Source organism: Amycolatopsis xylanica (assembly GCF_900107045.1).
Lineage (GTDB): Bacteria > Actinomycetota > Actinomycetes > Mycobacteriales > Pseudonocardiaceae > Amycolatopsis > Amycolatopsis xylanica.
Genome location: NZ_FNON01000012.1, coordinates 32,283 through 44,721 on the forward strand (window position 1 = coordinate 32,283; position 12,439 = coordinate 44,721).

Consider the following 12,439-nt stretch of genomic DNA (forward strand, 5'->3'; position numbering starts at 1 on the left):
GTTGCGTGCGGGGCGAAACCGTCAGGACTCGGCGACTTCTTCGTCCTTGGCCGGCTTGGCCTTCGGCTTGACGTTCTTGTGCGGCGCCAACACCATGATCATGTTGCGGCCGTCCTGCTTCGCCGACGACTCGACGAAACCGAGCTCGGTGACGTCGTCAGCCAGCTTCTGCAGCAGCCGGAAGCCCAGCTCGGGGCGCGACTGCTCGCGGCCACGGAACATGATGGTCACCTTGACCTTGTTCCCGGCGGCGAGGAAGCGGGACACGTGACCCTTTTTGGTCTCGTAGTCGTGCTGGTCGATCTTCGGCCGCAGCTTCTGCTCTTTGATGACGGTGAGCTGCTGGTTGCGGCGTGACTCGCGGGCCTTCTGCGCGCTCTCGTACTTGAACTTGCCGAAGTCCATGAGCTTGCATACCGGCGGGCGCGCCTGGGGCGCGACCTCGACGAGGTCGAGATCGTTCTCCTGTGCCAGCCGCAGTGCATCTTCGATCCGGACGATGCCGACCTGCTCGCCGGCGGGCCCGACGAGGCGGACCTCCGGTACCCGGATGCGGTCGTTGATGCGTGTCTCGGAGCTGATGGGGCCTCCTTGGTCCGAGGAATGATTCCTGTTACTCGACCTGGTGCCCACATACAGAAGGCCCCGTCATCAGGATGTCCTGACGCGCGGGGCCCACTCTTTTCCCGATCGCGGACGATCACAAGGATCGAACGCTTCGCCACCACGGCCTTGCGGCCGGTGTGGCGAGACCGGACCCGGACACCTGTCTTGCGGCGGTGACTCGGGTGGGAGCGGGGCTCCACTTGTCCGCCCCCGATTGCTCGGGAGCTGGTCGCAGGTGGAAGGGTACCAGACGTGTCAGATCAACCTTCACAGCAGCCCGAGTATTCCCAGGACATCCGCGGCCTGGAGGAGATTCCCAGCGTCGAGGTCATCAGCAGGGCGGCCGTGATGCTGTTGTCCGCCGCGGCCGAGCGCCTCGGTCTCGCCGACGCCGACCCGGACACCAGCCCGCACCGCGACCTCGACGAGGCCCGCCGTCTCATCACCGCGCTCGCGGGCCTGGTCACGGCCTCCGCAGAGTACCTGGGACTGCACGCCGGCCCGTTGCGCGACGGCCTGCAGTCGCTCCAGAAGGCGTTCCGCGAAGCCTCCGCCGTGCCCGACGCCCCTGGTCAGGGCCCCGGCGAGAAGTACACCGGCCCCGTCTACTGATCCACCCAAGGGCCGCCCTTGTCGCCCAGAGCGTGACAAGGGCGGCCCTTGTCACGTCGACATCCCGTCAGCTGTCATCTAAAATGTTAGATGTGAGTAGCTTACCCAGGCTGTCGCGCTCGCTCTTGCGCGATGAGGCCTACGAGACCCTGCGCCGCGCCATCATCGACGGCACGCTCGCGCCGGGCGCGAACCTGCGCGACGCCGACCTGGCGGACGAGCTCGGCCTGTCCCGCGCGCCGGTGCGCCAGGCGCTGACCAGGCTCGCGGCCGAGGGGCTCGTCGAGTCGAAGCCGCAGAGTTACACCCGGGTCGCGCAGGTCGTGACCGACGACGTCCGCGACGCGCTGCGCCTCGTCCGCGGCCTGCACGAGCTGGCGATCCGCGACGCGCTCCCCCGCATGGGCGAGCCGCAGCTCGCCGCGATGCGCGAAGCCAACGCCCGGTTCGCCCAGGCGATCGGCCGCGGCGACGTCGACGCCGCCATCGCCGCCGACGACCTGCTGCACGCCGTGCCCGTCGAGGCGTGCGGCAACCGCGCGCTCGCGGCCACCCTCGACCGCTACACCCCGCTGCTGCGCCGTCTCGAATACGCGCGCTTCGGCTCACTGCCCGCCCATAGGTCGGTGAAGCGCCACGACGAGCTCATCGACGCGATCGCCGCGCGGGACGCCGACGCAGCCATCCGCATCACCCGCACGATCTGGACCGAGCTGGAATCCCTGCTGGAGGACTGATGATCGACTTCGCCCGCTATCCCCTGCTGATCGGCCCCTCCCCTCTTCACGCGCTCGACCGGCTCACCACCCACCTCGGTGGCGCCCGTGTCTGGGCCAAGCGCGAGGACCTCAACTCCGGCCTGGCCTTCGGCGGCAACAAGACCCGAAAGCTCGAGTACCTGGTCGCGGACGCGCTCGCGCAAGGCGCCGACACGCTGATCTCGATCGGCGGCGTCCAGTCCAACCACACCCGCCAGGTCGCGGCCGCCGCCGCTCGCGCGGGCCTGAAGGCCGTGCTCGTCCAGGAAAGCTGGGTCGACTGGAACGACCCGCTCTATGACCGCGTCGGCAACATCCAGCTCTCACGGATCCTCGGCGCCGACATCCGGATGGTGGACGCCGGCTTCGGCATCAGCTTCAAGCAGAGCTGGGAAGACGCGATCAAGGAGATCGAAGCCGGCGGCGGCAAGCCGTACGCCATCCCGGCCGGTGGCTCCGACCACCGCCTCGGCGGCCTCGGCTTCGCCAACTGGATCGTCGAACTCGAGGCGCAGGAACGAGAACTCGGCGTCTTCTTCGACACGATCGTGGTCTGCTCGGTCACCGGCAGCACCCAGGCGGGCATGATCGCGGGCACCGCGCTGACCGGCAAGCCGCGCCGCGTGATCGGCATCGACGCCTCGGCCAAGCCCGCCGAGACCCGCGACCAGGTCACCCGCATCGCCCGCGCCACGGCCGCCTTGATCGGCGCTCCCGAGCCCGCCGAGACCGAACTCGACGAGCGCTACCATGCCGGGATCTACGGCATCCCCGACGAGTCCACAGTGGACGCCATCCACACGGCCGCCCGGCTCGAAGGCATGATCACCGACCCGGTGTACGAAGGAAAGTCCATGGCGGGCCTGATCGACCTCGTCACCCGCGGCGAGATCGCCAAGGACTCGAACGTGCTCTACGCCCACCTCGGCGGCCAGCCCGCGATCAATGGCTACACCTCAGTTCTGGGCCAGTAGATCCGGTGTGTGCTCGGCCAGCACGCGCAGGAAATCCGTCGCCGCCTGGCTGTGGTGGCCGCCGGGACGCCGGACGGCGAAGACGGGCACGCGCGCGTTCATGCTGGGCACGTCGATCACGCGCAGGCTGCCGATCCGCACCTCCTCCCTGATGTTGCTGATGGGCATGAACGCGATGCCGAGCCCGGCCTCCACCAGCCGTTTCTGGGCGGTGAGACTGTCGACCGCGGTGATCGAGGGGTTCACCAGCTGCCGTTCGAGCAGTGTGCGGAAAGACTCCGGGCGGCCGCGCTCGGACGGAAAGCCGAGCCACTTCTCGTCACGCAGCGGGCCGAGATCCGGCAATTCGGCCGCGGTGATCCGATGCGTGGCGGGCACCACCACGTACAGCTTCTCTTCGCCGAGCGGAATCGACTCCAGCGTGGCGTCGGCGCGGTAGCGCAGCCCGAGGTCCGCCTCGCCGCTGCGCACCAGCGCGCTCACCTCACGACTGGTCGCGGTGCGCAGGTCGACCGTGAGCGTGGACTTGGCCGTGAACGCGCGCAGCGCGTCGACGATGTGCGAGTCCGCGAGCGTGCCGACGATGGCCAGCCGGAGCGGCAGCGCGGCGGCCGACCGATCGCGGACGGCGCGCTCGCCGTCCCGGATCGCGGCGAGCGCGGCTTCGGCATGGGGCAACAAAGCGCGCCCCGCGTCGGTGAGCACCATTCGCCTGCCGACCCGCTCGAACAACGTCGCGTCGAGAGCGCGCTCCAGCTCGTGGATCCGCCTGCTGATCGCGGGCTGGGACCGGTCGAGCCGCCTGGCCGCCTCCGTGTAGCCGCCCACTTCGGCGATGCAGACGAAGGCCTCGATCTCGTCGAACGTCACTGCATCAGTATTCCTGATGCGTAGAGACAGCACTATGCATTTGCATGATGGAAGACGCGGGAGCACAGTGAACCGATGACCGATCAAGCGGCGAAAGCCACCCGGTTCCGTGCCCTGCACGAGCGACCAGAACCCTTGCTGCTCCCCAATCCCTGGGACGCCGGAACCGCCCGCCTGCTGGCCGGGCTCGGCTACGAGGCACTCGCCACCACGAGCCTCGGCGTGGCCAACACGGCGGGCCGCGCCCGCGCCAGCCGTCAGGAGATCCTGGACAACTGCCGCGTCATCAACGAGGCGACCCCGCTACCGGTGAACGCCGACCTCGAGAACTGCTTCGCCGACGATCCCGCCGAGGCCGCCCAGCTGATCGAGGTGGCCTGCGAGTACGGCGCGGTCGGAGCGTCCATTGAGGACCACACGGGCGACCATCGCACGCCGATCTACGACTTCGCCTTGTCCGTCGACCGGGTGCGCGCCGCGGTGGAAGTGGCGCGGAAGCTGCCGATCCCCTTCGTGCTGACCGCGCGGGCCGAGAACCACATCCACGGCGTCGACGACCTCGACGACACGATCAGGCGACTGCAGGCTTACGCCGACGCGGGCGCCGACGTGCTCTACGCGCCAGGGCTGCGCACGCTCGACGAGATGCGCGCCGTGGTCTCGTCGGTGAGCAAGCCCGTCAACGTGGTCATGGGGTTCGCGGATCCGTCGATCACGCTGGAGCAGCTGGGCGAGATCGGAGTGCGCCGGGTGAGCATCGGCGCCGCGCTGTCCAGGCTCGCCCTCAAGTCCTTTATGGACGGAGCAAGGCAGATGCGCGAAGGCGCGTTCGGCTTCGTGGCCGGGCTCCCGCCGATCGCGGAACTCCAGGCGGATTTCGAGGCCCGGTGAAAGCCGCAACCTGTCGACATATGGCGCTTGGAAACACGGCGCCATATGTCGACAGATTGCAACCAGGTCAGTCGCCGAGGACGGCGAGCACGTCGATCTCGACCAGCAGGCCTGCCGGGAGGCCGACGTAGACCGTGGTGCGGGCGGGGAACACCCCGGACACCAGGGTGTCGTAGACCTTGTTGAACTCGGCGAAGTGGTCGACGTCGGTGAGGTAGACGCGGACCATCAGCACGTCGTCGAAGCTGGAACCCGCGGCCTCGAGCACGGCGTTCAGGTTCGCGAAGGTCTGCTTGGTCTGCTCGGTGACCGTGTCGCCGACGATGGCGCCGGTGGCCGGGTCGAAGCCGACCTGACCGGCCACCTGCAGGATGTTGCCCTTGCGGACACCCTGCGAGAACGACGCGATCGGGGTCGGCGCGTTCTCGGTGGTGATCGCGGTCTTGCCCATTTACTTTCCCCTTTCCATGTTCCCCGTCCATCCACTGTGGACGGAAGCTTCGGCCGCGGCGGCGACCAGTTCCGGGACCAGGCCCATCAGGCCGTCGTAGTCGAGCAGCACCTTCGGCACCGACATGGACGCCGCGGCCAGCACCTCACCGCGCGCGCCGCGGATGGGGGCGGCGATGCAGTGGATGAAGTCCTCGTGCTCGGCGTTGTCGACCGCGTAACCACGGTCGGACACGTGCGCGAGCTCGACCAGGTAGTCGGCCGCGTTCGAGATCGTGTTCGGCGTGAGGCGGACGTAGTCGATGGCCTCGGCGACCTGGAGACGGCGCTCCGGAGGCATCGCGGCTACCAGCACCTTGCCGACGGCCGTGCAGTGCAGCGGGGCGCGCTTGCCGATGCGCGAATACATGCGCACCGAATGACGGCCCTCGTACTTGTCGATGTAGACCACCTCACCGTCCTCATAGGACGCTAGGTGGATCGTGTGTCCCGTGCGGGCATTGAGTTCCGACAGCGCGGGCTGCGAGGTCCGCCGGACGTCGCGGTCTTCGAGCGCCTGGTTGGCGAGGTCGAACAGGGCGCTGCCGAGCCGGTAGTACCGGGTGCCTTCGCGGCGCACGAAGTGATGCGACTCCAGCGTGCGCAGCAGGCGCAGCACGGTCGACTTGTGCACGCCGATCTCCTCGGCGAGGTCATCGAGCGTCTTCGGACCGGTCGCGAGCCCGGTGAGCACGGTCAGCGCGCGGTCGAGGCTTTGGCTCATGCTCCACCCAGCCTTGCGTCGGCCCAGCCTTGGTCATCGGCCGCCAGCAGCCGCGCGATGACCTCGTCGGGTAGTGGTTCACCCACGTCGTCGTGGGTGAGCAGGGTCGCCGCGGCCTGCAGATGGCCGCGACGCAGCCGGGTCAACGGGTCGTCGCCGCGCAGGGTCGCCGCCAGGAAACCGGCGGCGAACGCGTCGCCGGCGCCGACGGGCTCGACCACGTCGACCTTCAGCGCGGGTGAGAACAGGACCGTGTCGTCTTCGAGCAGGGTGACGCCGCGCTCTCCGTGCTTGACCACCAGCGTGCGCGGTGACGGCAGCAGCTCGCGCAGCCGGGCGGGATCGCCTGTCCCCCATACGCTTTCGGCTTCCTCGTCGCCCGTGAGCACGATGTCGGCCTGCGCCGCGAGCGAGCGCAGCACGCCAGGGTCACGGCCCGTCCAGAGCGCGGGCCGGAAGTTGACGTCGAACGAGACCAGTGTGCCGGGCTTCGGCTTCGCGAGGATCGCGCGCACCAGCTCGTGGCAGCTTTCCGACAGCGCCGGGGTGATTCCCGACAGGTGCACCGCGCGCACGCCGGTGAAGTCGATCTTCTCCAGCAGCTCGGGGCCCATGCCGGACGCCGCCGAGCCCGCGCGGTAGTAGCGGACCGGGCTGCCCGAGGCGCCGCTTTCCTTGATGTACAGGCCGGTCGGCCGGGTCGGGTCGACGTACACCCCGCTCACGTCGACGCCGGCGGCCGCGATCTCCGCGAGCAGCGCCCGCCCGAACGGGTCGTCACCGACGGCGCTCACCCAGGCGCTGGACAAGCCCAGCCCCGGCAGATGCGACGCCAGGTTCGACTCGGCGCCGCCGATCGTCCGCTTCCAAGTGCGCACCCGATCAGGTGGGCCACTCTCCGCGGGGACGAACAACGCCATCGACTCGCCGATGCACAGCACAGCGCTCGCCACTAACCATCTCCCCGCCGTCTAGCTCCCGTTGACCTGCAGCGCACCGGATGCTACACCTATGGCGCGCAACATACGCAACGTCCATTGCAACATACGCAACAGAGGTGACGGGGATGAATCAGCCTGCGGACGCTTGCACCCTGGACTCTGCCGCTTTGGCAGCGATCCGAGAAGAGCCTCTCGGCTGGAACTTCCGTGCGAGCGCGCCCGCGCTGGCCGGGCTGACGCTGGACAAGGCGGCCGGGCAACGGCTCGACCTCTTCGACGGCGGCTTCTTCGGCCCCTTCGTCGTGCTCGACGCCGAGGCGCTCGAGCACAACCTCACCACGATGGCGCGCTGGTGCGCTGCCCGTGGTGTGAAGCTCGCCCCGCACGGCAAGACGACCATGGCTCCGCAGCTCTACCAGCGGCAAGCCGAGCTCGGCTCCTGGGCGATCACCGCGGCCAACGCCGGGCAGGTGCGCGTCTACCGCGCGTTCGGGGTGTCCCGGATCCTGCTGGCGAACCAGCTGGTCGACCCCTCGGGCCTGCGCTGGGTGTCCGCGGAACTCGACCGCGACCCCGGCTTCGAGTTCAGCTGCTGGGTCGACTCGGTCCGTGGAGTCGAGCTGATGACCGAAGCGCTGAAGGGCGCGCGGCGCCAGGTCGACGTCATCCTCGAACTCGGCGCCGAGGGCGGCCGGACCGGCGCTCGCGACACCGAGACCGCGCTCGCCATTGCCGAGGCCGTGCACGCCAGCCCCGCGCTGCGCCTGATCGGCACCGGCGGCTACGAGGGCGCGCTCTCGCACGACACCGACGAGAAGGCGCTCGCGCTCATCCACTCCTATGTGGACGGACTACGCGAACTCGCGATCTCCTTGCACGCCAAGGGACTCATCACCGGCCAGGTGGTGGTGACCGCGGGTGGCAGCGCCTACTTCGACCAGGTCGCCGACGCGCTGACCAGCGGCTGGCCCGAGGGCGTCGACGTGCTCCCGGTGCTGCGCAGCGGCGCGTACCTGACCCACGACGACGGCTTCTACCGCGGCATCTCGCCGCTCGGCGAGCACCCGCGCATCTCCGACAGCGCGCCGTTCCGCCCGGCGCTGCGCGCGTGGGCTCAGGTCACGTCGAACCCCTCGAAGAACCTCGCGCTGCTGACGATCGGCAAGCGTGACGCGTCCTTCGACGAGGGCATGCCCGAACCGCAGCTCCTGCGCCAGGACGGCCGGATCAGCGAGCTGGCAGGCCACGAGGTCACCAAGCTCAACGACCAGCACGCGTTCCTCGCGCTGCCGGACGACTCGCCGGTCCGCGTCGGCGACTGGATCGGGCTCGGGCTTTCGCACCCGTGCACGGTGTTCGACAAGTGGCCGCTGATCCCCGTGGTCGAGGGCACCACGGTCATCGACTTCGTCAGGACGTACTTCTGATGGACATCGTCTTCCGAGGCGCCTTGGTCGCCGACGGCACCGGCGACCCGATCACCCGCCACGACGTCGGGGTCACCGATGGCCGGATCGCGAGCGTGGCCGAGGCCGGATCACTGGCTGGGAAACGCACGATCGACGCGGACGGGCTCGTGCTCGCGCCCGGGTTCATCGACATGCATTCCCACTCCGACCTGCAGGTGCTCGCCCAGCCGGATCACCTCGCGAAGGTTTCCCAGGGTGTCACGAGCGAAGTGCTCGGGCAGGACGGCCTGTCGTACGCGCCGGTCGACGACAGCACGCTCGAAGGCCTGCGCCAGCAGCTCGCCGGGTGGAACGACGACCCGGCCGGGTTCGACTGGAACTGGCGCTCGGTCGGCGAGTACCTCGACCGGCTCGACCAGGGCATCGCGGTCAACGCGGCGTACCTCGTCCCGCAGGGCTCGGTCCGGATGCTCGCCGTCGGCTGGGACGACCGTCCGGCCACCGACGCCGAGCTGACCAAAATGAAGGAGCTGGTCGCGCAGGGCCTGGCCGAGGGCGCGATGGGCATGTCCTCCGGCCTCACCTACACGCCGGGGATGTACGCGTCCACCGACGAACTGGTCGGCCTGTGCGAGGTCGTCGGCCAGAGCGGCGGCTTCTACAGCCCGCATCACCGCAGCTACGGCAAGGGCGCGCTGGAGGCGTTCGCCGAGATGGTCGACGTCTCGCGCCGCTCCGGCTGCCCGCTGCACCTCGCGCACGCGACGATGAACTTCTCGGTGAACAAAGGGAAAGCGGGCCTGCTGCTGGACCTGCTCGACGAGGCGCTCGACGACGGCTGCGACATCACGCTCGACACCTACCCGTACCTGCCCGGCGCGACGTACCTGTCCGCGCTGCTGCCCAGCTGGGCCACGGAAGGCGGACTGGAGCCGACACTGGCAAGGTTGTCCGATGTGGACACCCGAGAGCGGATCCGCGCCGAGATCGAGGAGACCGGCTCCGATGGCGCGCACGGCGTGCCGATCGACTGGGACAGCATCGAGATCAATGGCGTCCGCAACCAGCGCAACGATCACCTCGTCGGCCATTCGGTCGAAGTGTCCGCGAAGGCCGCCGGGATCGCACCGTCCACTTTGTACTTCGACACCCTGCTCGACGAGCGGCTCGGCACGAGCTGCTTGATGCACGTCGGGCACGAAGAGAACGTCCAGGCGATCATGCGCCACCGGACCCACACCGGCGGCAGTGACGGCCTGCTGGTGGGCAGCAGGCCGCACCCGCGTGCCTGGGGCACGTTCCCGCGTTACCTCGCGCGGTACGTGCGTGAGCTGGGTGTGCTCGGGCTTTCCGAGTGCGTCGCGCATCTCACCGGCCGCGCGGCGCGCCGGTTGCGCTTGTCCGACCGCGGGCTCGTCAGAGCGGGCTTCGCGGCCGATCTGGTGCTGTTCGATCCGGAGACCGTCCGGGACACGGCCACTTTCGACGACCCGAGGCAGCAGGCCGAAGGTATCCCCTACGTCTTCGTCAACGGCGTCGCCGCGATCGACGACGGCCGCCCCACTGGAGCACTCGCGGGGCATTCGTTAAGGAATCCCGGGAGGGATCAATGCTGAACTGGCTGCAACACTCCACCGGCGGGCTGCTCACGCTGGCCGCCGTCTCGATCGCGCTGCTGCTCTTCATGATCATCCGCTGGAAGGTCGAGCCCTTCATCGCGCTGATCGTGGTCGGCCTGCTCACCGCGCTGGCCGCGGGCGTGCCGGTCGGCACGCTCGTCGGCTCGGCGCAGAAGGCCTCGGACTCCTTGCTGGAAAAGGGTTTCGGCGGAATTCTCGGCCACATCACCGCGATCATCGGCCTCGGCACGCTGCTCGGGTCCATTTTGGAGAAGTCCGGCGGCGCCCGCGTGCTCACCACCGCGCTGCTGCGCGCGTTCGGTGAGAAGCGCGCACCGCTGGCGATGGGCATCGCCGGTCTGATCTTCGGTATCCCGGTCTTCTTCGACATCGGCATCTTCGTGCTCGCGCCGCTGGTCTACGTCGCCGCCAAGCAGGGCGGGAAGTCGCTCGTGCTGTACGCGCTGCCGTTGCTGGCCGGGCTTTCGGTGACGCACGCGTTCCTGCCGCCGCACCCCGGCCCGGTGGCCGCGGCAGGCCTGCTGCACGTGGAACTCGGCTGGATCATCCTGATGGGCGCGGTCTGCGCGATCCCGGCGTGGTTCATCGGCGGCGTGCTGTACTCGTCGTGGGTCGGCAAGCGCCTGCACATCGAGGTCCCGGAAGAGATGCTGGTCGCCGACGAGTCCGAAGAGGACGCGAACGCGCCGTCGCTCGGGCTGGTCGCCGCGATCATCGCGGTGCCGCTGGTGCTCATCCTGGCCGGCACGTTCGGCAGCATCTGGCTGCCGAAATCCAACAAGACGCTCACCGGGATCGCCGCGTTCATCGGCACCCCGGCCGTCGCGCTGACCATTTCGACGCTGCTCGCCTCGTGGCTGCTCGGCCTGCGCCGCGGGATGACGGGCAAGGATCTGAACGAACTCTCGGCGAAGGCACTGCGGCCGGTCGCGATGATCCTGCTCGTCGTCGGCGCCGGCGCTTTCTTCGGCGCGGTGCTCTCGGCCACCGGTATCGGCGGCGCGGTCGCCGGTTCACTGAAGAATGCCGGGCTGCCGGTCATTCTCGCCGCATATGTGATCAGCTGCGGGATGAGGATTGCACAAGGTTCGGCAACGGTCGCCATCGTCACCACCAGCGGCATCATCGCGCCGACCGTCGCGTCACTCGGATATTCCCAGGTACAGCTGGCTTTGCTGGTGGTCGCGATCTCCGCGGGCTCGATCATCGCCTCGCATGTCAACGACGGCGGATTCTGGATCGTTTCCCGGTACTTCAACATGTCCGTGCCGGAAACCCTGAAAACTTGGACGGTTTTGGAAACAGTCCTTTCCATTTCGGGTTTCGCCGTGGCAGCATTGCTGATGGCAGTGGTCTAAACCACGAAGCACACACTTACCGGGGAGTTACCATCATGACCGGTCTCAACCGTCGTACCTTCCTAGGCGCGGTAGGCGCCGCCGGAATCGCCAGTGTCGTCGGTGCCAGGGTCGCGGGCGCGACCGGGCCGCACAGCTACGGGAGTGGCGCCATCTACATCAGCAGCTACACCGACAACGGCGGCCACGGGCTCGATGTCGCGCACCGCACCGGCGCCGATCCCGCGCTCAAGGTGGACCGGACCATTTCCGGCGTGAACGCCGCTTCGTGGTTCGACATCAGCGCCGACAAGCGGACGCTGTTCGTCACGAACGAAGACGACAACAACGGCACCATCTCCTCGTTCAGCCTGGCCGACCCCGCGAAGCCGAAGCTGCTCAGCAAGAAGTCGACCAAGGGCAAGGGCCCCACGCACCTGGTCGTGCACAGCAGCCAGAAGTACGTGCTGGGCGCGAACTACACCAGCGGCGACGTCGTCGTGCTGCCGATCCTCGCGGGCGGCAAGCTCGGCGACGCCACCGACCTGGTCAAGCACAAGGGCGCCGAGCGGCCCGCGAACGCGCACCAGGTGGTCAACGACCCGACCGGCCGCTGGGTGCTGAGCGTCGACCTCGGCGCCGACTCCGTCTACGTCTATTCGCTCGACGTGTCCACCGGCAAGCTGAAGCTGAACCAGCAGCTCAAGCTCCCGTCGGGCGCCGGCCCCCGGCACCTGGTGTTCAGCAGGGACGGCAAGTACGCCTACATCCTCGGCGAGCTCCGCGCCGAGGTCACCGTCGCGGCGTGGGACGCGGCCGCCGGGAAGCTCACCCCCGGCCAGGTCGTCGCGGCCGTGCCGCCGGGCACCCCCGGTGACCAGTACCCCGGCGAGATCATCACCTCGTCCGACGGCAAGTTCGTCTACGCGTCGGTGCGCGGCTCGGACACGATCGCGAGCTTCTCGATCTCCGACGGCGGCAAGACGCTGAAGCTGATCAGCAACGTCAAGGTCGGCGGCACCTACCCGCGCCACATCACGCTCGACCCGTCCGAGCAGTGGTTCTACGTCTCGAGCGACAAGTCCGGCACCTTGAGCTGGCTCCCGCGTGACCCGGCGACCGGCCTGCCCGGCGCGGTCAAGGGCAAGCTGTCCATCCCCCAGGTGAACTCGGTGCGCTTCTTCTAAG

General features: G+C 68.7%; 13 protein-coding genes. 8 read left to right on the top strand and 5 right to left on the bottom strand.

Annotation, left to right across the window (positions count from 1 at the left end; translation table 11 throughout):
- Positions 1-21: 21 nt before the first annotated feature.
- The gene (infC, locus tag BLV57_RS37970; protein WP_091298251.1) at positions 22-633 is read right to left on the bottom strand and encodes a translation initiation factor IF-3; all 612 of its coding nucleotides are present in this window, start codon (positions 631-633) and stop codon (positions 22-24) included.
- A gap of 225 nt (positions 634-858) precedes the next feature.
- On the opposite strand from infC, the gene BLV57_RS37975 reads away from it, so the two are divergent.
- The 3 genes from BLV57_RS37975 (at position 859) to BLV57_RS37985 (ending at position 2,950) form a co-directional block, all read left to right on the top strand.
- On the top strand, positions 859-1,218 hold the full coding sequence (locus tag BLV57_RS37975; protein WP_091298254.1) for a DUF1844 domain-containing protein: 360 nt from the start codon (positions 859-861) through the stop codon (positions 1,216-1,218).
- Between the two features lie 92 nt (positions 1,219-1,310).
- Complete coding sequence (locus BLV57_RS37980) at positions 1,311-1,955, top strand: GntR family transcriptional regulator (RefSeq protein WP_425426077.1); 645 nt, start codon at positions 1,311-1,313, stop codon at positions 1,953-1,955.
- Positions 1,955-2,950 (top strand): 1-aminocyclopropane-1-carboxylate deaminase, encoded by a 996-nt coding sequence (locus BLV57_RS37985; RefSeq protein WP_091298258.1) that lies wholly within the window; start codon positions 1,955-1,957, stop codon positions 2,948-2,950. The genes BLV57_RS37980 and BLV57_RS37985 overlap by 1 nt, the downstream gene beginning before the upstream one ends.
- Here BLV57_RS37985 and BLV57_RS37990 read toward each other — a convergent pair.
- The gene (locus BLV57_RS37990) at positions 2,933-3,820 is read right to left on the bottom strand and encodes a LysR family transcriptional regulator (RefSeq protein ID WP_143047256.1); all 888 of its coding nucleotides are present in this window, start codon (positions 3,818-3,820) and stop codon (positions 2,933-2,935) included. The genes BLV57_RS37985 and BLV57_RS37990 overlap by 18 nt on opposite strands.
- Before the next feature lie 75 nt (positions 3,821-3,895).
- Between BLV57_RS37990 and BLV57_RS37995 the strand changes: the two genes are divergently transcribed.
- Positions 3,896-4,711: an isocitrate lyase/PEP mutase family protein gene (locus tag BLV57_RS37995; RefSeq protein ID WP_091298262.1), complete on the top strand. Its 816-nt coding sequence runs from the start codon at positions 3,896-3,898 to the stop codon at positions 4,709-4,711.
- Positions 4,712-4,778: 67 nt separating this feature from the next.
- Here BLV57_RS37995 and BLV57_RS38000 read toward each other — a convergent pair whose 3' ends face one another.
- From BLV57_RS38000 to BLV57_RS38010, 3 genes are read right to left on the bottom strand one after another with little or no spacing between them, the layout of a single operon-like run.
- Positions 4,779-5,162, bottom strand: a complete 384-nt coding sequence (locus BLV57_RS38000) for a RidA family protein (protein WP_091298263.1) — start codon at positions 5,160-5,162, stop codon at positions 4,779-4,781.
- Positions 5,163-5,924: an IclR family transcriptional regulator gene (locus tag BLV57_RS38005; RefSeq protein WP_091298265.1), complete on the bottom strand. Its 762-nt coding sequence runs from the start codon at positions 5,922-5,924 to the stop codon at positions 5,163-5,165.
- Entirely contained in the window at positions 5,921-6,877 is a 957-nt protein-coding gene (locus tag BLV57_RS38010) for a sugar kinase (RefSeq protein ID WP_281244470.1), read from the bottom strand. The genes BLV57_RS38005 and BLV57_RS38010 overlap by 4 nt, the downstream gene beginning before the upstream one ends.
- 113 nt (positions 6,878-6,990) lie before the next feature.
- On the opposite strand from BLV57_RS38010, the gene BLV57_RS38015 reads away from it, so the two are divergent.
- Genes BLV57_RS38015 through BLV57_RS38030 form a run of 4 tightly spaced genes read left to right on the top strand, consistent with a single transcriptional unit; the run spans position 6,991 to position 12,438 of the window.
- Positions 6,991-8,292: an amino acid deaminase gene (locus tag BLV57_RS38015; RefSeq protein WP_091298267.1), complete on the top strand. Its 1,302-nt coding sequence runs from the start codon at positions 6,991-6,993 to the stop codon at positions 8,290-8,292.
- Complete coding sequence (locus BLV57_RS38020) at positions 8,292-9,890, top strand: N-acyl-D-amino-acid deacylase family protein (RefSeq protein ID WP_091298268.1); 1,599 nt, start codon at positions 8,292-8,294, stop codon at positions 9,888-9,890. The genes BLV57_RS38015 and BLV57_RS38020 overlap by 1 nt, the downstream gene beginning before the upstream one ends.
- Positions 9,884-11,272: a GntP family permease gene (locus tag BLV57_RS38025; protein WP_091298270.1), complete on the top strand. Its 1,389-nt coding sequence runs from the start codon at positions 9,884-9,886 to the stop codon at positions 11,270-11,272. The genes BLV57_RS38020 and BLV57_RS38025 overlap by 7 nt, the downstream gene beginning before the upstream one ends.
- A 35-nt stretch (positions 11,273-11,307) precedes the next feature.
- Positions 11,308-12,438 (top strand): lactonase family protein, encoded by a 1,131-nt coding sequence (locus BLV57_RS38030; protein WP_091298272.1) that lies wholly within the window; start codon positions 11,308-11,310, stop codon positions 12,436-12,438.
- Position 12,439: the final 1 nt, after the last annotated feature.